This window comes from Mariniflexile litorale (genome assembly GCF_031128465.2).
Taxonomy (GTDB): Bacteria; Bacteroidota; Bacteroidia; order Flavobacteriales; family Flavobacteriaceae; genus Mariniflexile; species Mariniflexile litorale.
In genome coordinates, this window is the sequence record NZ_CP155618.1 from 2,382,328 (window position 1) to 2,401,770 (window position 19,443).

Annotated in this window: 18 protein-coding genes; 17 read left to right on the top strand and 1 reads right to left on the bottom strand. The window is 33.5% G+C overall.

Annotated elements, in window-relative coordinates:
- Nucleotides 1-11: 11 nt before the first annotated feature.
- The 9 genes from QLS71_RS09705 to QLS71_RS09745 all read left to right on the top strand — a co-directional run bounded on the left by QLS71_RS09705 (nt 12) and on the right by QLS71_RS09745 (nt 7,826).
- Nucleotides 12-941: a mevalonate kinase gene (locus QLS71_RS09705; protein ID WP_308990958.1), complete on the top strand. Its 930-nt coding sequence runs from the start codon at nt 12-14 to the stop codon at nt 939-941.
- A gap of 144 nt (nt 942-1,085) precedes the next feature.
- Complete coding sequence (locus QLS71_RS09710; RefSeq protein ID WP_308990957.1) at nt 1,086-1,991, top strand: geranylgeranylglycerol-phosphate geranylgeranyltransferase; 906 nt, start codon at nt 1,086-1,088, stop codon at nt 1,989-1,991.
- A 62-nt stretch (nt 1,992-2,053) separates the two neighbouring features.
- Nucleotides 2,054-2,932 carry a pseudouridine synthase gene (locus QLS71_RS09715; RefSeq protein WP_308990956.1) on the top strand — a complete coding sequence of 293 codons (879 nt, stop codon included), beginning with the start codon at nt 2,054-2,056 and terminating at the stop codon, nt 2,930-2,932.
- Nucleotides 2,933-3,424: 492 nt separating this feature from the next.
- Nucleotides 3,425-4,822, top strand: a complete 1,398-nt coding sequence (locus tag QLS71_RS09720) for an arginine decarboxylase (protein ID WP_308990955.1) — start codon at nt 3,425-3,427, stop codon at nt 4,820-4,822.
- Nucleotides 4,812-5,750 carry an agmatinase gene (gene speB / locus QLS71_RS09725; protein WP_308990954.1) on the top strand — a complete coding sequence of 313 codons (939 nt, stop codon included), beginning with the start codon at nt 4,812-4,814 and terminating at the stop codon, nt 5,748-5,750. The genes QLS71_RS09720 and speB overlap by 11 nt, the downstream gene beginning before the upstream one ends.
- Nucleotides 5,740-6,717: a deoxyhypusine synthase family protein gene (locus QLS71_RS09730; RefSeq protein WP_308990953.1), complete on the top strand. Its 978-nt coding sequence runs from the start codon at nt 5,740-5,742 to the stop codon at nt 6,715-6,717. Before speB ends, QLS71_RS09730 begins: the two co-directional genes overlap by 11 nt.
- Nucleotides 6,718-6,734: 17 nt before the next feature.
- Entirely contained in the window at nt 6,735-7,148 is a 414-nt protein-coding gene (locus tag QLS71_RS09735; RefSeq protein WP_308990952.1) for a DNA primase, read from the top strand.
- A 21-nt stretch (nt 7,149-7,169) separates the two neighbouring features.
- A complete protein-coding gene (locus QLS71_RS09740; protein ID WP_308990951.1) occupies nt 7,170-7,400 on the top strand; it encodes a hypothetical protein in 231 nt (76 codons plus the stop codon).
- 12 nt (nt 7,401-7,412) lie between these two features.
- Nucleotides 7,413-7,826 (top strand): bleomycin resistance protein, encoded by a 414-nt coding sequence (locus QLS71_RS09745; RefSeq protein ID WP_308990950.1) that lies wholly within the window; start codon nt 7,413-7,415, stop codon nt 7,824-7,826.
- Nucleotides 7,827-7,836: 10 nt separating this feature from the next.
- On the opposite strand, the gene QLS71_RS09750 is transcribed toward QLS71_RS09745, so the two are convergent.
- Nucleotides 7,837-9,312: a mannosyltransferase gene (locus tag QLS71_RS09750; RefSeq protein WP_308990949.1), complete on the bottom strand. Its 1,476-nt coding sequence runs from the start codon at nt 9,310-9,312 to the stop codon at nt 7,837-7,839.
- Nucleotides 9,313-9,489: 177 nt separating this feature from the next.
- On the opposite strand from QLS71_RS09750, the gene mce reads away from it, so the two are divergent.
- The 8 genes from mce (at nt 9,490) to scpA (ending at nt 19,067) form a co-directional block, all read left to right on the top strand.
- Nucleotides 9,490-9,894, top strand: a complete 405-nt coding sequence (gene mce, locus QLS71_RS09755) for a methylmalonyl-CoA epimerase (protein ID WP_308990948.1) — start codon at nt 9,490-9,492, stop codon at nt 9,892-9,894.
- Between the two features lie 36 nt (nt 9,895-9,930).
- Nucleotides 9,931-11,490, top strand: coding sequence for an acyl-CoA carboxylase subunit beta (locus tag QLS71_RS09760; protein ID WP_308990947.1), 1,560 nt, complete (start codon nt 9,931-9,933; stop codon nt 11,488-11,490).
- Nucleotides 11,490-11,852 (top strand): OadG family transporter subunit, encoded by a 363-nt coding sequence (locus tag QLS71_RS09765; protein WP_308990946.1) that lies wholly within the window; start codon nt 11,490-11,492, stop codon nt 11,850-11,852. Before QLS71_RS09760 ends, QLS71_RS09765 begins: the two co-directional genes overlap by 1 nt.
- A gap of 30 nt (nt 11,853-11,882) precedes the next feature.
- A complete protein-coding gene (locus tag QLS71_RS09770) occupies nt 11,883-12,311 on the top strand; it encodes a biotin/lipoyl-containing protein (RefSeq protein WP_308990945.1) in 429 nt (142 codons plus the stop codon).
- 62 nt (nt 12,312-12,373) lie between these two features.
- A complete protein-coding gene (locus tag QLS71_RS09775) occupies nt 12,374-13,696 on the top strand; it encodes a sodium ion-translocating decarboxylase subunit beta (protein WP_308990944.1) in 1,323 nt (440 codons plus the stop codon).
- Between the two features lie 55 nt (nt 13,697-13,751).
- The gene (locus tag QLS71_RS09780; protein WP_308990943.1) at nt 13,752-15,038 is read left to right on the top strand and encodes an acetyl-CoA hydrolase/transferase C-terminal domain-containing protein; all 1,287 of its coding nucleotides are present in this window, start codon (nt 13,752-13,754) and stop codon (nt 15,036-15,038) included.
- A 27-nt stretch (nt 15,039-15,065) separates the two neighbouring features.
- On the top strand, nt 15,066-16,883 hold the full coding sequence (locus QLS71_RS09785) for a methylmalonyl-CoA mutase family protein (protein WP_308990942.1): 1,818 nt from the start codon (nt 15,066-15,068) through the stop codon (nt 16,881-16,883).
- Nucleotides 16,884-16,934: 51 nt separating this feature from the next.
- Nucleotides 16,935-19,067: a methylmalonyl-CoA mutase gene (scpA, locus tag QLS71_RS09790; RefSeq protein WP_308990941.1), complete on the top strand. Its 2,133-nt coding sequence runs from the start codon at nt 16,935-16,937 to the stop codon at nt 19,065-19,067.
- The last annotated feature ends 376 nt before the right edge of the window (nt 19,068-19,443 follow it).

Below are 19,443 nucleotides of genomic sequence, written 5' to 3' on the forward strand. Positions count from 1 at the left end.
TCAATATAAACATGAAAGGACCATTATTTTACTCTAAAATTCTACTTTTTGGCGAGTATGGAATCATTAAAGATTCTAAAGGACTATCAATTCCTTATAATTTTTATAATGGCGCTTTAAAAACAGATAAAAATCCATCGGAGACTTCTTTAAAATCTAATGAGAGTTTAAAACGTTTTGTTGATTATTTAGAGGGTATCAATCCTGAATTGGTGACTTTTGATATTGAAGCTTTAAAGAATGACGTAAATGGGGGTATGTATTTCGACTCGTCTATCCCTCAGGGATATGGTGTAGGTAGTAGTGGTGCATTAGTGGCTGCTATTTACTATAATTATGCTCATAATAAAATTACAGTTTTAGAGAATTTAACTCGTGAAAAATTACTGACTTTAAAATCAATTTTTTCAGAAATGGAATCTTTTTTCCATGGAAAATCCTCTGGTTTAGACCCTTTAAATAGCTATTTGAGTATTCCTATTCTTATCAATTCAAAAGATAATATTGAAGCCACTGGCATTCCTTCACAAAAAGCTGACGGAAAAGGTGCTGTGTTTTTATTAGACAGTGGTATAATTGGAGAAACTGCACCTATGGTAAGTATTTTTATGGAAAATATGAAACAAGAAGGTTTCCGTAATATGCTTAAAGATCAATTTATAAAACATACCGATGCTTGTGTGGATGACTTCTTGAAAGGCGATATCAAATCGTTATTTAAAAACACCAAACAATTATCAAAAGTGGTATTGAATAACTTTAAACCCATGATTCCTGTTCAATTTCATGAGCTTTGGAAAAAAGGAATTGAAACCAACGAGTACTACTTAAAACTTTGTGGTTCTGGCGGCGGCGGTTATATCTTAGGCTTTACTGAAGATATAAATAAGGCTAAACAAGTATTAAAAGATTACAAGTTAGAAGTAGTTTATAACTTTTAAAAAAGACCCGCTATGCAAAAGTTGATTGAAGCGTTTTCTATAAGTCTTTTTATTTGGCAGTTTGTTTTAGTTGTTTTCTTATTAGCTATCGTATACATATTATATAAGTTATTTGAATTTTTAAGTAAAAAAAAACTTTAGGTCATGCTTTCTCGCAGACAAAAACACATACTTCTTAAGTTTTTCGGTATGTTTTCTGTTGTTAGAGGTTACAATATTTTAATCATTGTAATTGCTCAATATTTAGCATCCATTTACATTTTAGCACACGATAAACCATTTAAACAGGTTGTTTTAGATCTTAATTTGTTTTTGTTGGTTTTAGCATCATCTGTAACCATCGCTGGAGGTTATATTATTAATAATTTTTACGATTCGGAAAAGGATTTAATTAATCGCCCCATAAAATCGAAGTTAGATAAATTAGTAAGTCAAAATACCAAGCTATCTTTTTATTTTGTTTTAAATTTTTTAGCGGTTATCATGGTAAGCTATGTGTCTTTTAAAGCCGTTATTTTCTTTTCAATTTATATTTTTGGTATTTGGTTTTATTCACATAAATTAAAAAAAATGCCTTTTGTTGGTAATTTAACATCGGCAATTTTAACCATCACACCCTTTTTTGCCATTTTCATGTATTATAAAAATTTCGAAACGGTTATTTTTGTGCATGCTGTTTTCTTGTTTTTACTCATTTCGATGCGAGAACTTACTAAAGATTTGGAGAATATCACAGGCGATTTAACTCAAAATTACCACACCATTCCTGTTATTTATGGTGAAATAGTTTCTAAACGCATACTTACAGTGTTGGCAATTTTAACACTCTTTCCTATTTATTTGCTATTATTTAAATTTGAAATTGGTTATATGTATATGTATTTCTATTTAAGTATTGTGTTAATGGTGGTTTTTTTAGTGTTGTTATGGAAATCTAAAACCAAATTACATTACTTATTAGGACACAGTATTTTAAAGTTTATTATAGTTTTAGGTGTTTTTAGTATTTTGTTAATAGATATTAATTTGTTGCTTAACAGGATTTTATAAAATCGTAAATCAAAAGTTGTGAATGATAATTTTTAAGAAGTATCTTTGCAAAAAAATAAATGATGAGCAGAACGCAAGGAACAAGTGGAAAAGGGAAACCTTCAGGTAGAGGTCAGCAAAATGGAAATGGTAAAAATGAAAGTAGAGGAGGTAATACTTCAAAAAGTAAAAATTTTGCTAGAGGGAATGCGCCTATAAAAAACACCAATCTGCCATCAAAAAAACCTTCAAATCCAAACGAAATTAGATTAAATAAATACGTAGCTAATTCAGGTATGTGCTCGCGTAGGGAAGCTGATGTACATATCGCAACAGGACTTGTAACTGTAAATGGTAAGGTAATTACCGAAATGGGTTATAAAGTAAAGTTAGAAGATGAAGTGCGTTATGATGGTGCGCGTATTAACCCAGAGAAAAAAGCATATGTTTTACTAAACAAACCGAAAGGGTTTGCTACAACTACCAGTGAAGGAAAGGGTAGAACGGTAATGGATTTGGTATCTAATGCCACCTCATCTAAAATAGCACCCATTGGGCGTTTAGGTAGAAACTCTAAAGGTTTGTTGTTATTTACTAATGATGATGTTATCGCTGCAAAATTCACCAATTCTAAAAATGGAGTGCCTCGTTTATTTCATATAGAATTAGATAAAAATTTAAAGCTTGAAGATTTAAAAACAATCCAATCAGGTTTTAAAATTGAAGGTAAACTTATAGCTGTAGAGGAGATTAGTTATATTGATAATACTTCCAAAAATGAAATAGGTTTAAAAATTAAAAATACAGGGAACACATTAATCCGAACTATTTTTGATTATTTTAAATACGAAATTGTCAATCTAGATTGTGTTGCTATTGGGCCACTAACTAAAAAGGACATTCCGCGTGGACATTGGAAACATCTCACAGAACAAGAGTTAAACAACCTAAAAATGCTTTAGGTTATTGTGATTTTATGCCTTAATATTACGCTGTATTTTGTCGTTAATTTTGAAGTAGTAACTGCTTTGCAATAACAAGAGGGGCTGTATGTGAAGCAGTAGCAAAACAATGTAATATATAGTTCAATCTCTTCGGATAAGGCTCTAAACGGCTTCTAAAAAAAATCTAAAAAAAAAACCAAAATCAGTCTAAAATTAAATTTTTTATATTTCATTTGTAATGTAATTTCTGAACAAATTGAAACGTATTTATATGTTCGGGTTTTTGAAATATAAGAAGGTATTTTCAAAAGCAGCTTATAGAAAAAGCGACCGAATTTTAAAGCTAACTTCTGCTTATACTATTGCTGCTAACCAGCATATACATGGCTTTGTTCCTACGACACAAAGTCCCATTCGTATTTGATTAATAGATAAATATAATTTGATTAGAAACGAATGTTTCTTAACTTTAAAAAAATAATATTAAACTATTACATCTAAAAATAAAGAATGAATACTAAATACATTGATTTAATTAATCAATCTTTTTACTTTCCTCAAGAAGAATTTGATCTAAACGACAAGCACTTAGAGTTTCATGGCATAGACCTTATGGGTTTAGTTGAAAAATATGGAGCACCTTTAAAATTTACGTATTTACCACAAATTTCAAACAACATTCATAGAGCTAAAGGATGGTTTGAAAAAGCTATTAAAGCGAACAAATATAAGGGTAAATACAATTATTGTTATTGTACTAAAAGTTCTCATTTTAAGCATGTACTCGATGAAGCTTTAAAAAACGATATACATATAGAAACATCATCTGCTTTTGATATTGATATTGTTGAAAGCTTAAAAGCAGAAGGGAAAATAACCGATAAAACTTATGTAATTAGTAACGGGTTTAAGAGAGATCAATACATTTCTAACTTAGCGAGGTTAATTAATAATGGGCACAAAAACTGTATTCCCATTATTGATAATTATGAAGAAATTGATTTGTTATCAAAAGAAATAAAAGGAAAATTTAATATAGGAATTAGAATAGCTTCAGAAGAAGAACCTAAATTCGAGTTTTATACCTCGCGTCTAGGTATTGGTTACAAAAATATTTTACCTTTTTATAGAAGCCAGATTAAAGAAAACAAAAAAGTGAAACTTAAAATGCTTCATTTTTTTATCAATACAGGTATTAGAGATAATGCATATTATTGGAATGAGTTAACCAAATGTTTAAAAGTATATACCAGCTTAAAACGTATTTGTCCTAGTTTAGATAGTTTAAATATTGGCGGTGGTTTTCCTATTAAAAATTCTTTGGCTTTTGATTTTGACTATGAATACATTGTGGGTGAAATTATCAATCAAATAAAGTTAGTTTGTGAAGAAGAAGAGGTAGAAGTGCCTAATATTTTTACCGAGTTTGGTAGTTTTACTGTTGGTGAAAGTGGTGGAGCTATTTATGAGGTTTTATATCAAAAACAACAAAACGATCGTGAAAAATGGAATATGATTAATTCATCGTTTATTACTACATTGCCAGATACTTGGGCTATTAATAAACGCTTTGTGATGTTGCCAATTAACAGGTGGAATGAAAGTTATGAACGTGTGTTATTAGGAGGTTTAACTTGTGATAGCGATGATTATTACAATAGTGAACAACACATGAATGCCATTTATTTGCCAAAATATAATAAAGACAAACCACTATACATTGGTTTTTTTAATACAGGTGCTTATCAAGAAACTATTGGTGGGTTTGGTGGTTTACAACACTGTTTAATCCCGATGCCAAAACATATATTGATAGATAGGGATGCTGATGGAAATATTACAACAGAGTTATTTAGTGAACAACAAAAAAGTGAAGACTTACTTAAAATTTTAGGTTATGACAAATAACACGTATGCTGGTATACCAGAAGAATTTGTAAAATTAGAACAATCAAAAATTGTTTTAATTCCAGTGCCTTATGATGGAACAAGCACGGTGCAAAAAGGATCTGAAAAGGGGCCAGAAGCTTTTTTGAATGCTTCAAACAACATGGAACTTTATGATATAGAAACAGATACAGAAGTTTATCAACAAGGTGTTTACTTAGCAGATTTGGTTGAAGATAACACATCACCAGAAGCGTTAATCGATGCTGTACATCAAACAACAAAAAAATATATAAAAAAGAATAAGTTTGTAACCATTTTTGGTGGTGAACATGCTATTTCTATTGGAAATATTCGTGCTTTTAACGAGATGTTTCCAAGTTTAACTGTGTTGCATATAGGTGCACATGCCCATTTACGTAAGAGCCATAACGGTACTTCTGTTAATAATACTTGCGCACTGCATGAAGCGAGCCAAACCACTAACTTAATACAAGTGGGGATTCGTTCGATGAGTGCGATTGAAAAAACAATTGCAGATATTGATAAAACCTATTTTTCTCACGAAATGGCGGTAGATGATACTTGGATAGATTCAGCCATCGATCAAATGACAGATAATGTATTTATCAATTTTAGTTTAAGTGGTTTAGACCTCTCTATTATGCCAAATACAACGTCTCCTTTACCAGGTGGTTTGTTTTGGTATGAAACTTTAGATTTTATAAAACAAGTTTTTGCAGAAAAAAATGTAGTTGGGTTCGATATGGTTGATTTATGCCCACATGCCAAACAAAAATCTTCAGATTTTGTAGCTGCAAAATTGTATTATAAGATGTTAAGTTATAAATTTATGGATCAAGAAGTAGGAGACGATTACGATAATGCTTACGATAATTCAAAACAAAAAAATAACGCAACAAAATTTAACGACGACGATGAGTACTAAAGGACCCATATCAAAATTTATAGAAAAGAACTATTTACATTTTAATGCTGCTGCTTTAGTAGATGCTGCAAAAGGTTACGAAACTCATTTATTAGAAGACGGAAAAATGATGGTAACTTTAGCGGGTGCAATGAGTACGGCAGAGTTAGGGAAATCGTTAGCAGAAATGATTCGTCAAGATAAAATTCATATCATTTCTTGTACAGGCGCGAACCTTGAAGAAGATATTATGAATTTAGTAGCGCATAATTCATATAAAAGAGTGCCAAATTATAGAGATTTATCTCCACAAGAAGAAAGAGATTTATTAGATAATCATTTCAATCGTGTTACCGATACTTGTATTCCTGAAGAAGAAGCATTTAGACGTTTACAATCGCATTTATTTGATATTTGGAATAAAGCTGATAAATCAGGTGAACGCTATTTTCCTCATGAATTTATGTATCAAATGATAAATTCTGGTGTTTTAGAACAATATTATGAGATAGACCCAAAAGACTCTTGGATGGTTGCTGCTGCTGAGAAAAATTTACCTATTGTAGTTCCTGGTTGGGAAGACAGTACCATGGGAAATATTTTTGCTTCTTATTGTATTAAAGGCGAATTAAAAGCCTCTACTACCAAAAGTGGTATTGAATACATGATGTGGTTAGCCGATTGGTATCCAAAAAATTCAGGAGGAAAAGGTGTAGGTTTCTTCCAAATTGGAGGCGGAATAGCTGGTGATTTTCCCATATGTGTTGTGCCTATGCTTTACCAAGATATGGAAATGCATGATATTCCTTTTTGGAGCTATTTTTGTCAGATTAGCGACTCAACAACTAGCTATGGGTCATACTCTGGGGCTGTTCCAAATGAAAAAATAACTTGGGGTAAATTAGATATAGATACACCAAAATATATAATAGAAAGCGATGCAACTATTGTTGCACCATTAATTTTTGCATATTTGCTAGACCAATAATACAACTCAAAAAAAAAATGATACGCAAGATTGTAGATTACAAAAAATTAAATGAAGATATATTAAATCTTCTTGTGGAAAAGTTTCCTGATGGATACGATGAGGCCGACATTATTTCGTTTAGAAATGCACAAAATGAAATAATTGAAGCTGTCGAGGTTAGAACCGATGATACTATATATTTGGTAAAAGTGGGTAAACGTCTAGTACAAGCTATGGAAGACTTTGGGGATGACGATGCAGACGTGGCAGAAGATGATTTTGAAGAAGTTAAAGTTGACGATCCCGATGCGGATTTAGAAGATGACGACGATGATATTGTAATAAAGAAAGATAGTTCGGAAGATGACGACGACAATGATATGGATGACAATGCCGACTCAGATTACGATGAAGATGATGAAGATGATGAAGATGATGACATTGATTAACTCATAGTAAATAATTGTTTTATGAGAACAGCTATTTTTAAGTCTTACGAAAACGGTTATTTTACGTTTTGGTTTGAAAATGGAGAAGAATTAGTATTTGAGGAAGTACATCCAAGAGTATTAAAACAATACGATTTAAAGAACGATGAAAGTTACATCGATAAAAGTTTTAGAATAACTTTTGTTGAAGACTTTGATGGTGACGATGAAGATTATGCTATTTATAGAGTTGAAAGTTTAAAACCTCTTTAATCCTATTAAATTATGGGTGCATCATTTCATATGTCGTTGCCATGTTTAAGTATAAAAAGTATAGAAAACTTTTATGTAGGTAATATTGGCGCTTCCTCAGGTAGGAAAACACAAAGTTGGATTGATATCGATTTATTTGGCAATCAAATAACATTTATCAAGGCTGAAAAGTTTAGTTTTCACAGTCCTAATTATGTTTTTGAAGGTAAAATATTGCCATCGTTTCACTTCGGAGTTATTGTAGATTTAAAAGATTGGGAACAAGTTTACTCAAAATTTAAACAGCAAAAACTAGACTTAGTTACTCAAGCAACATTTTTGGAAGGTAAAATAGGAGAACATGTTTCGTTCTTTATAAAAGATCCAAATGATTATATGTTGGAGTTCAAGAGTTTTAAAAACTCAATGTCTATTTTTGAAAAATAAGTGTAATAAGCTATGAAATTTGTTTCGTAGCTTTTTTGTTTATAAAAACTTCCCAAATAAACACGCTATACACAATCGCGTATTCCAACCCAATAATCCATAGGTTTTCGGTGTTATTGGTGTTTATATAAGCTAAGTAGCTTAGTGTCATAGCAAAACTCCAAACTAACGGGAATTTATAGTTAGTAAAGATAGATAAAATCAAAAGGGTGGCCACGTACCAAGGGTGTACAGTAGTGGCTGTAAAGTAATAGAATGACAAAGCCAAAAGCATACTTGTTATCAGTTGAACGGTTGTTTTGTTCTTTCTGAAAAATGCCATCCCTAAAACAAATAAAACAACAACAACAGGAATGATTTTACCTATGGTACCAATTTCATTATAACCTCTAAATTGATAACCAATTTCTCGTGCTATATAATACAAACTGGCATTAAATTCAAAGTCTTGAAACCACAAGCCAACTGTTTTAGTATAATTACTGATGAATTGTTTCGAGTAAAAAGGTAGAAATAACAAAATGGTGGTAAGTAACGTGACGCAGTAAAAACTAATTAATTTTAATAGTCCGCCATTGTGAGGTGTAAGTCGCAAAGCAATCTCTTCCTTAGAAACAGATTGCTTCATTTTATTTGTAATAATGTTTCTCGCTTCATCAGGTGTTAGGTTGAGTGCAGTCGAAACCTTTTTATTATTGAAAAACCACTTCAAAAACAAAGGTAAAAACATTAAAGGAATTAATTTCACCGAAATAGAGCAGCCTAAAATAATTGCAGCAAATAACCATTTTCTTGAATGTAGTAAGTACAAACTCCACACTAAAAAGAAAATCATCACGCCTTCAAAATGAAGATTTCCTGTTAATTCTATAATAATAAACGGATTCAAAACATACCAAAAAATGTTGTGTGCAGGAAGATTTAATCTTTCTAATAATTTTTTTCCAAAAAAGAGTGTACCAAAATCGGCTGCAATTATAAGGATGCGCATCACCACAACCGACCCTAAAATACTTTTCCCTGCAAACAAACCTGCGATCACAAAGCATAATTGATTTAAAGGTGGGTAGTTGGTAAAATGACTGGCATTCAATTCTCCCATGCCTTGATGTAATTCTTGAGCTTGATCTACAGGGAATTTGCTCATGCTTATAAACGACTCTACGTTGTGTAAATAGGGGTTGAAACCTTCTAAAAGCATTCGGCCATCCCAAATAAAACGGTAAAAATCTTGTGATAAGTTTGGTATGGCTAAAATAAAAATGGCTCGAAATATAAAGGCTAACCAAGTTAAAAATACAAGCTGTGATTTTAACAGCTGTACCAGTTTGTAAAACAAAAAGAATAAAGCAGTATACAACATGATAAGCTTTACATAATCGGTTCTAACCAAGTTGTATGCAAATGTAAAATATAATAAACAACTAGAAACTACAAGCAGTAACCATGCTCTATTGGATTTTAAAAAAACAAGGTTTGAAAACATAATCAAATATAATATTATTTGTTTGTCGAATTAAATTAGAAACCTAATGTTACTATTACGTTATAGTTAAAAATAATTGTAATTAATCTGCAATACATGACTTCTATCATAATTTAAAAAGGAGTCTATCCTTAATTTTAGCCTGTAAATACTGATAAACTTAATAAATTATAAATCATGAATATATCTCATATTGAGCATATTGGAATAGCGGTTGAAAATTTAGAAAATTCCATTAAATATTATGAAGACGTTTTAGGAATGACATGTTATTCTATTGAAGAGGTTGTTGATCAGAAGGTGAAAACAGCCTTTTTTTTGGTAGGTAATACAAAAATTGAATTACTTGAAAGTACCTCGCCAGACGGGGCTATCGGGAAATTTATTGCTAAAAAAGGCCCTGGAATACACCATATTGCTTTTGCTGTAAATAACGCTACAGAGGCTTTAAAATTAGCAGAAGACAGAGGCGTGACTCTTATTGATAAAGTCTCGAGAAAAGGAGCTGAAGGATTAAATATTGGCTTTTTACATCCAAAATCTACACTAGGAGTTCTAACTGAACTTTGTTCAAAACAATAAAAGGTTATTAAAACAGATAAGTAAATAGTTAAACAAATGGCAAATCAAGATAAAATTAACGAGCTCATTCAAAAAAGAGCGGAAGCAAAGTTAGGAGGCGGTGAAAAACGTATCGATTCGCAACATGCTAAAGGAAAGTTAACAGCCCGAGAAAGAATAGACATTCTTTTAGATGATGATAGTTTTGAAGAGTTCGACATGTTTGTAACCCACAGGACGAAATCTTTTGGATTGGATAAGGAAATTTATTTATCAGATGGGGTTGTAACGGGTCATGGAACCATTGATGGAAGAATTGTTTACGTATTTGCTCAAGATTTTACCGTATTTGGTGGGTCGCTTTCAGAAACATTTGCGTTAAAAATTTGTAAAATTATGGATATGGCTATGAAAATAGGTGTACCCGTTATAGGGTTAAATGATAGTGGAGGTGCACGTATTCAAGAAGGTGTGAGATCGCTTGCAGGGTATGCCGAAATTTTTCAAAGAAATATTATGGCATCGGGTGTTATTCCTCAAATTTCTTCCATTTTAGGACCTTGTGCAGGGGGCGCGGTATATTCACCAGCCTTAACAGATTTTACCATCATGACGGACAAAACAAGTTACATGTTTGTTACTGGTCCAAAGGTGGTCCAAGCTGTAACAGGAGAAGTTGTTACGGCCGAACAATTAGGAGGTGCTCATATTCATTCAACAAAATCGGGAGTATCACATTTTTTAGCGGAGAATGATGAAGAAAATCTCATGCTCGTAAGGAAATTGTTAAGTTACTTACCTTCCAATAATCTTGAAGAACCACCAACCATTTCAACCTCCGACCCTATAGATCGGTTGGATGATGTTTTAAATACTATTATTCCCGAAAATGCGAATCAGGCTTATGATATTATTGATGTGATTTCAATAATCGCCGATAATGGCGAGTTTTTAGAAGTACATAGAAACTATGCCCGAAATATTGTGGTTGGTTTTGCACGTTTCAATGGGCGCTCCGTTGGTATTGTCGCTAATCAGCCAAAATATTATGCGGGGGTTTTAGACTGTGAGTCGTCGAGAAAAGCCGCCCGATTTGTTCGTTTTTGTGATGCCTTTAATATTCCTGTGGTAACCTTAGTGGACGTACCAGGTTTCTTGCCAGGAACGGGTCAAGAATACGCTGGAATTATTTTACACGGTGCAAAATTATTATTTGCTTATGGTGAAGCTACTGTTCCAAAAGTAACCATTACACTTCGGAAGTCTTATGGGGGTGCGCATGATGTTATGAGTTGTAAACAACTTAGGGGCGATTTAAATTACGCTTGGCCAACGGCAGAAATTGCAGTCATGGGTGCAAAAGGAGCTGTGGAGGTTTTAGAAGGTTCTAACATTCGTAAAATTGAAAATGCTGATGAAAAACAGCATTATATAGAGGAGAAAGAGAGCGAGTATAATACCAAATTTGCTAATCCGTATGTAGCTGCTAAATATGGATTTATTGATGATGTTATTGAGCCCAGAAATACCAGGTTTAGAATTATTAGAGCTTTGGAATTATTAGCCAATAAGAAAGAAGTAAATCCGCCTAAAAAACATTCAAACATTCCATTATAATGACACATCTATTTTTATTTACCGACACGCTAAGCGAAGGCTATGTTATTCTAGTAACAGGACTTACAATTGTTTTTGGAGGCTTATTGCTTTTAACCTTGTTTTTTAAATATGGATTACCAGTGATGCTCTATATCTATAAAATAATAAGTAAGGGAAGAGATAAAAAAATAAAAGAAATATCCCCTAAAGTTAATGAGCAGTTTACAGGAGAAATGGCGGCGGCAATTTCTGCGGCAATTCATATGTATCTGAATGCTCAGCATGATAATGAAAATGCAGTATTAACGATTAAACAAGCTAGAAAATTATATTCCCCTTGGAGTTCTAAAATTTATAGTGCTTATGGTAATAGACTCTAGTTCAAAACTTATAAAGAAACATAAAAGGCAATGAAAAATTTCACATTCAAAATAAACGAAAATAATTACGGTGTTAAAATAGTATCACACGAGAATAGCACTATAGAGTTGGAGGTAAATGGAACGTCTTATTCCGTTAAAATGAAGGAAGAGGTAAAAACTATAAAAACGCCCACACTAGTTCGTAAGCCCGCAAGTGCAGTTGTTGAGCCGCTAAAAGTAAGTAATCCAAATTCTGGTTCCTCAGGGTCAAAAATTGTGGCACCTATTCCAGGTGTTGTTTTATCAATTAATGCAAAAGTAGGAGATAGAATTAAAGAGAACGATATACTATTAGTTTTAGAAGCCATGAAAATGGAAAATAGTATAGCTTCAGAAAAAGCAGGTATCGTTTCTGCCATTCATGTAAAAGTTGGGCAACAAGTTTTGCAAAGTGACATCATGATAGAATTAGAATAAAAGACAAAACGGCTTCAAATTGTAATTGAATAAGCATTTTGAGCTTGTTAAAAAATGAAAAAATGAAAAAAGTAATATTAATATTTGGAGTTCTATCGTTGTTGGTTTTTATAAGACCTGTTTTAGGATTGAATGCTCATGCCGCAACTACAAACTTAACTACGGCAACAGTTAATCAATCTGAAGAAAATTCAGAAAAAAGTTTTGTGTCTGAAGCCTTCGATGGTATAAAACAATTTTATCAATACACGGGTTTTGCGAATGCCGAATCTGGGAATTTGCTTATGATTGTAATAGGGATTGTCTTTATATATCTCGGAATTAAATTTGATTATGAACCGCTGCTTTTAATCCCTATTGGAGCAGGTGTTATAATAGGTAATATTCCTTTTGTAGCAGGTAATCAAACGGGGATTTACGAAGAAGGTTCTGTACTTAATTACCTTTATTTTGGGGTTGTGAAGGGGGTCTACCCACCTTTAATTTTTTTAGGAATTGGGGCCATGACCGATTTCTCATCGCTTATAGGCAACCCTAAACTCATGCTTTTAGGAGCGGCAGCACAAATTGGGGTTTTTGGAACTTTTTTAGGAGCACTTTATTTAGGGTTTAGTCTGCCAGAAGCTGGTGCTATTGGAATTATTGGTGGTGCCGATGGTCCTACCGCTATTTTCTTATCCTCTAAACTGGCAAATGGTATAAATATATTGCCAGATGGGACTACGGTTAAGAATTTAATAGGACCTATCGCTATTGCTGCCTATTCTTATATGGCATTGGTACCAGTTATCCAGCCTCCAATAATGAGGTTGCTAACTTCTAAAAAGGAGCGATTAATTAGAATGAAACCTCCAAGAGCAGTGTCGCAAAAGGAAAAAATGATCTTTCCAGTAGTTGCATTGTTACTAACAACTTTTATATCACCTAGTGCATTGCCTTTATTAGGGATGTTGTTTTTTGGAAATTTATTAAAAGAATCGGGCAGAACCGAACGACTTGCCGATACAGCACGAACTAAATTAATAGACATCGTAACCATACTTTTGGGTGTTACGGTGGGAGCATCCACGCAAGCAGATATTTTTATCACTAAAGATTCTATGCTAATATTTGGATTGGGAGCTATCTCATTTGTAATAGCAACGATGGGTGGTTTGCTTTTTGCTAAATTTATGAATCTGTTTCTTAAAGAAGGTGATAAGTTAAACCCACTTATTGGAGCTGCAGGAGTTTCGGCGGTTCCAGATAGTGCTAGGGTGGTACATGCTGAAGGCTTAAAAAGTGATCCTCATAATTATTTACTTATGCATGCCATGGCACCTAATGTTGCAGGGGTTATAGGTTCAGCTATTGCGGCGGGTATCATACTAAGTTTTTTAGGATAATATAAGATGATATAAAAAGGATAAAAAGGAAAGACAAATTTTAAAAGTTAAGGATATGAACTTACCAAATAAAATGACAGCTGAGGAAGCTGTGAAATTGATAGAATCAGGTGATAGAGTGTTAATTCAAGGAGGTTCGGCCACGCCGCAAACACTTATTAGAGCTATGGTTGCGAGAGCCTCAGAATTACGAGGCGTAAAAATTGTTCACTTACATACGGAAGGCGAATGTGGCTATACTGCTCCCGAATTAAGAGATAGTTTCAATACTAGTGTTTTTTTTATTGGTGGAAATGTGAGAAAAATGGTTGGTAACACCGTTAATTATATTCCCATTTTTTTAAGTGATATCCCTAACTTATTCCGCCAAAGATACATGGAGTTGGATGTTGTTTTAGTGAATGTTTCTCCACCAGACAAGCATGGGTTTTGTTCTTTAGGAGTTTCCGTTGATATTGTTATATCGGGTATAGAACAAGGCAAGAAAGTAATAGCGCAAATTAATCCTAAAATGCCGCGTACTTTTGGAGATGCACTTATACATGTTAAAAATTTTGATGCTTGTGTTGAGGTTGAAGATGATATTTATGAAATGAAGTTTGTAGCACCATCGGCAGAAGAGCAAGCCATCGGAAAAAATATTGCTGCAATTATAGATGATGGCGCTACCTTACAAATGGGTATTGGAGGTATTCCTAATGCTGTTTTAACATATTTAACCCATCATAAAAACTTAGGAGTTCATACCGAAATGTTCTCGGAAGGCATCGTAGATTTAGTTGAAAGAGGTGTTGTGAATGGCTCTAAGAAAAAAGTAAACCCGTATAAAATAGTTTCAGGTTTTGCCATGGGAACACGGCGATTGTATGATTTTATGGATGACAATCCAGAGATTGAAATGCTGGATATTGCCTATGTAAATGATACGGCTATCATTCGTCAAAACCCTAAAGTAACCGCTATTAATTCAGCCATAGAAATAGATATAACTGGCCAGGTTTGTGCAGATTCTATTGGTACTAGAATGTTTTCGGGTGTAGGTGGGCAAATGGACTTTATGCGAGGTGCGGCACTGTCTCAGGGCGGAAAACCTATCATTGCTGTAAATTCAACGACCTTAAAAGGGGTTTCTAAAATTGTACCCATGTTAAAACAAGGGGCTGGTGTGGTTACAACCCGAGCTCATGCCCGATTTGTTGCCACCGAATATGGTGTTGCTGAATTATTTGGTAGAACTTTAAAACAGCGTGCACAGTCGCTTCGTGACATAGCACATCCAGACCATAGAGAAACCTTAGATAAAGCTATTTTTGAAAGATTTGGAAGTAGCCTTATGGTTTAATATTAAAGTGAACCTAATACAAATATTATGAATACGAATAACATTCCACTTTTTTCTGAATTCAAACCTGTTACTAAACAGGAGTGGTTAGATAAAGTAAACATAGATTTAAAAGGAGATGATTTTAATAGAAAATTGGTTTGGAAAAACTTAAATGATATTAATATCCAGCCTTTTTACAATACGGAAGATGCATTGGATTACTTAAGTCATACAGGCGAGAATTCACAAGCTTTAATAAATTACAGATGTATTTGTGTGCTGTCGGTAGAAAGCGGCAATAAGCAAGCTCTAAAAGCCATAAAAGAAGGGGTTACTGGATTGCTTTTTGAATTAGAAGAAAATGTTTCTGCAACAACACTTTTAAAAGGGATTGATTTGAATCAGGTGGCTGTTTCGTTTGTTTTATCAAAAGAAGCCATTCGTTTTCCAAAAGATTTCTTTGCCTTTGTTGAACAGAATATCAGCCATCCAAAAAACCTTAGAGGGTATATTGATTTGGGTTTAATTTCTAATTATGTAACCAAAGGCATTAGCGATGTTGATCCATTTGAGTCTTTGGCAAGTTTTGTGAAATTAAGCACAGGATATCCGAATTTTAAAACTATAACCATTTCTGGAACGGCTTATTTAGATGCGGGTTCTAACCAAGTTCAGGAAGTGGCTTATACTTTAAATTCATTGGTTTATTTAATAGAGCAATGTTTATACAAAGATATTAGTGTGCAATCTGTTTTTAATAATTTGCATGTTCAACTGGCTATAGGCTCTGAATATTTTGTTGAAATAGGTAAGTTTAGAGCCTTTAATAGTTTATTGCATGAAATTGCTAAGAAATATGGTGTGACCAATTTTAAACATAGTTTAACAGCTAAAACATCTATTTGGAGTAAATCGGTTACCGATGCACATACTAATTTATTGCGAGCCACTACTGAGGCCATGTCTGCTATTTTAGGAAACACCGATGGTGTTTTAATTGATGCTTATGATAAAGAATTTAATGAAGCTTCGGATTTTTCGAATAGAATAGCGGGCAATATTTCAACTATTTTAAAGGAAGAATCTTATCTAGGTAAAGTAGCAAATCCCGTAGATGGATCTTATTATATTGAAGAAGTAAGTACTAAAATTGCTGATAAAGCTTTATACCTTTTTAAAGCAATTGAAGCACAAGGTGGTTTTTATAAAGCTTTTGAAAGTGAATATATTCAACAACAAATTGCGGAGATTCGTCAAGAAAAAATAAAACTGATAAGTCAAAGAAGATTGCCCATGGTTGGGGTAAATAAATATCCTAATCTTATGGAAACGGTTCCTTCAAAAGTTTTATCATCTCAAGTTATCGCAAATCCTAAAGTATTAACACCAAGAAGAGCTTCCTTAGAAATTGAAGCTTTAAGAAAAGTAACCGAGCAAATAGTTGATGAAACGGGTAAACGTCCTGTAGTGGAGCTTACAAGTTTTGGAAATTTAACGATGCGTAAAGCAAGAGCTGCTTTTTCCTATGATTTTATAGGGGTTAGTGGTTTCAAAATATTACAGGAAAAGAGTTTTGAAAATGTAGAAGAAGCCGCAAAAAGTAGCGCACAATCAGAATCTGATGTGGTTGTAATTTGTAGTTCTGATGCCGATTATGATGAAAATGCTTTACTATTTATTGAAACATTTAGAAGGATTAATTCAGAGAAAGTACTTCTGTTAGCAGGAAATCCTCTAAACATATTGAATTCTTTAACTGCTGCTGGATTGGATGGCTGCATTCATTTGAAATCGGATGTCATCCAAACCATCTCAGGTGTTCAGAAAAAAATTCAGAAGTATAACAACCTATTAAAGGTGTGACATTGAAATTTGGTGATTCCATATTACCATTGAATAAAAATACTAGAAATTATGAGACCAGATTTTTCAGATATAACATTAGATACTGTTAAGAAACATGAAACAGTACTATCAGATACCCAACAAGTTTGGAATACGCCTGAGGGAATTCCTGTAAAAAAACATTTTTCAAAACACGATATTGATAATGCGGAACATTTGGGATTTGCTGCCGGGTTACCTCCGTTTACAAGAGGGCCGTACAGTACAATGTATGTTACTAGACCATGGACCATTCGTCAATATGCAGGATTTTCAACGGCTGAAGAGTCGAATGCGTTTTACAGAAGAAATTTAGCTGCTGGACAAAAAGGACTCTCAGTAGCATTTGATTTAGCAACACATAGAGGCTACGATTCCGACCATCCGCGTGTAACAGGTGATGTTGGAAAAGCAGGAGTTGCTATCGATTCTATTTTGGATATGGAGATTTTATTCGACCAGATTCCTTTAGATAAAATGTCGGTTTCAATGACTATGAATGGTGCTGTGTTGCCCATTATGGCGTTTTATATTGCAGCGGCAAAAAAACAAGGTGTGTCTTTAGACCATTTAAGTGGCACCATTCAAAATGATATTTTAAAAGAATTTATGGTGCGTAATACGTATATCTATCCACCATTGCCTTCCATGAAAATTATTGGTGACATTTTTGACTACACCACGAAGCATATGCCTAAATTCAATTCCATTTCTATTAGTGGTTACCACATGCAAGAAGCTGGTGCTACGGCCGATATTGAGTTGGCATACACCTTAGCCGATGGTATGGAATATATTAGAACAGGTTTGGCTTCTGGTTTAAAAATTGATGAATTTGCTCCCAGACTTTCGTTTTTTTGGGCGGTTGGAATGAATCATTTTATGGAAATTGCAAAAATGCGTGCTGCACGGATGCTTTGGGCAAAAATTATTAAATCGTTTCATCCAACCAATCCAAAATCGATGGCATTGCGTACGCATAGTCAAACATCGGGTTGGAGTTTAAGTGAACAAGATCCTTTTAATAATGTAGCGAGAACTTGTGTGGAAGCTATGGCCGCAGGTTTAGGAGGCACACAATCCTTACATACAAACGCCTTGGATGAAGCGATAGCTTTACCAACCGATTTTTCAGCACGAATAGCACGTAATACGCAAATTTATATTCAAGAAGAAACACAAATTACTAAGGCCGTAGATCCTTGGGCCGGTTCGTATTATGTGGAATACTTAACACAAGAAATCGCTAAAAAAGCTTGGAAACTTATTGAAGAAGTTGAAGAACTAGGGGGTATGGCTAAAGCTATTGAAACAGGCGTTCCTAAAATGCGTATAGAAGAGGCTTCGGCACGTAAACAAGCCCGTTTAGATTCTGGACAAGATATTTTGGTTGGTGTGAATAAATTTAGAACCGATGAAAAATCGAATATCGAGATTTTAGAAGTAGATAATTCTACTGTCCGATTATCTCAAATAGAACGTTTGAAAAAATTAAGAGCGCATAGACATCAGGATGTGGTGAATGCCAATTTAAAAGCATTAACAGATTGTGCAGAAACAGGTAAAGGAAATTTATTAGAATTGGCTGTTGAGGCTGCTGAAAATTTCGCAACTTTAGGTGAAATATCGGATGCTTTAGAAGTTCATTTTGGACGTCATAAAGCGGATAATAAATTAATAAGCGGTGTGTACGGAAAAGAAGTAAAAGACGATAGTTTGTTTGAAAAAGCACAACTACTTGCTGATAAATTTGCTGAAATAGAAGGGCGTCGTCCGCGTGTGATGGTGGCTAAAATGGGACAAGATGGACACGATAGAGGAGCTAAAGTGGTAGCGTCAAGTTTTGCCGATTTAGGATTTGATGTTGATATGGGGCCTTTATTTCAAACCCCAGAAGAAGTGGCTAAACAAGCCATTGAAAACGATGTTCATTTTGTTGGAGCATCCAGTTTGGCTGCTGGTCATAAGACCTTAATTCCACAATTAATTGGGGAACTAGAAAAACTAGGAAGACCAGACATTATGGTGTTTGCTGGTGGTGTGATTCCAGAACAAGATTATAATTATTTATTGGAACGTAAAGTGGTAGCCATTTTTGGACCTGGAACTGTAATTTCTAAAGCTGCAATTAGTATTATGGAAAAATATTTGGAGCAAGAATAGACTTTGTTATTATTTGAATGGTTGAAACTCCGTTTGTGTTATGTCATACAGATGGAGTTTTTTGTGCATTCATATTCTAAGTTCGATTAGTAAGTTTTTAATTATCAATCAGTTTACTAAAATTTTACGATATTTTATTTAATTTTAATACTTTTAAGATCCAAATAAAGACCTAGCAGGCGGCTAAAAGAATAATTATTTGTTACTGAAATTCAAATTGTTAATAAGCATCGTATTCCTATTTACATGCGTATTAACTATCTTAGTAGTAACGTGATTTGGGTTAGATTGAGATTATACTACCTACTTAGCATATTATAACCATACTATAACCATGCTATAACTATACAGTATCTACCAAGCATCTACGAAGTAT

Excerpts from the sequence above, each read along its gene's own strand:
- QLS71_RS09710 (WP_308990957.1), top strand. The coding sequence starts at position 1,086 with ATGCTTTCTCGCAGACAAAAACACATACTTCTTAAGTTTTTCGGTATG.
- QLS71_RS09715 (WP_308990956.1), top strand. The coding sequence starts at position 2,054 with ATGAGCAGAACGCAAGGAACAAGTGGAAAAGGGAAACCTTCAGGTAGA.
- QLS71_RS09740 (WP_308990951.1), top strand. The coding sequence starts at position 7,170 with ATGAGAACAGCTATTTTTAAGTCTTACGAAAACGGTTATTTTACGTTT.
- mce (WP_308990948.1), top strand. The coding sequence starts at position 9,490 with ATGAATATATCTCATATTGAGCATATTGGAATAGCGGTTGAAAATTTA.
- QLS71_RS09775 (WP_308990944.1), top strand. The coding sequence starts at position 12,374 with ATGAAAAAAGTAATATTAATATTTGGAGTTCTATCGTTGTTGGTTTTT.
- scpA (WP_308990941.1), top strand. The coding sequence starts at position 16,935 with ATGAGACCAGATTTTTCAGATATAACATTAGATACTGTTAAGAAACAT.
- QLS71_RS09765 (WP_308990946.1), top strand. The coding sequence starts at position 11,490 with ATGACACATCTATTTTTATTTACCGACACGCTAAGCGAAGGCTATGTT.
- speB (WP_308990954.1), top strand. The coding sequence starts at position 4,812 with ATGACAAATAACACGTATGCTGGTATACCAGAAGAATTTGTAAAATTA.
- QLS71_RS09780 (WP_308990943.1), top strand. The coding sequence starts at position 13,752 with ATGAACTTACCAAATAAAATGACAGCTGAGGAAGCTGTGAAATTGATA.
- QLS71_RS09760 (WP_308990947.1), top strand. The coding sequence starts at position 9,931 with ATGGCAAATCAAGATAAAATTAACGAGCTCATTCAAAAAAGAGCGGAA.
- QLS71_RS09735 (WP_308990952.1), top strand. The coding sequence starts at position 6,735 with ATGATACGCAAGATTGTAGATTACAAAAAATTAAATGAAGATATATTA.
- QLS71_RS09705 (WP_308990958.1), top strand. The coding sequence starts at position 12 with ATGAAAGGACCATTATTTTACTCTAAAATTCTACTTTTTGGCGAGTAT.
- QLS71_RS09785 (WP_308990942.1), top strand. The coding sequence starts at position 15,066 with ATGAATACGAATAACATTCCACTTTTTTCTGAATTCAAACCTGTTACT.
- QLS71_RS09750 (WP_308990949.1), bottom strand. The coding sequence starts at position 9,312 with ATGTTTTCAAACCTTGTTTTTTTAAAATCCAATAGAGCATGGTTACTG.
- QLS71_RS09770 (WP_308990945.1), top strand. The coding sequence starts at position 11,883 with ATGAAAAATTTCACATTCAAAATAAACGAAAATAATTACGGTGTTAAA.
- QLS71_RS09730 (WP_308990953.1), top strand. The coding sequence starts at position 5,740 with ATGAGTACTAAAGGACCCATATCAAAATTTATAGAAAAGAACTATTTA.
- QLS71_RS09720 (WP_308990955.1), top strand. The coding sequence starts at position 3,425 with ATGAATACTAAATACATTGATTTAATTAATCAATCTTTTTACTTTCCT.
- QLS71_RS09745 (WP_308990950.1), top strand. The coding sequence starts at position 7,413 with ATGGGTGCATCATTTCATATGTCGTTGCCATGTTTAAGTATAAAAAGT.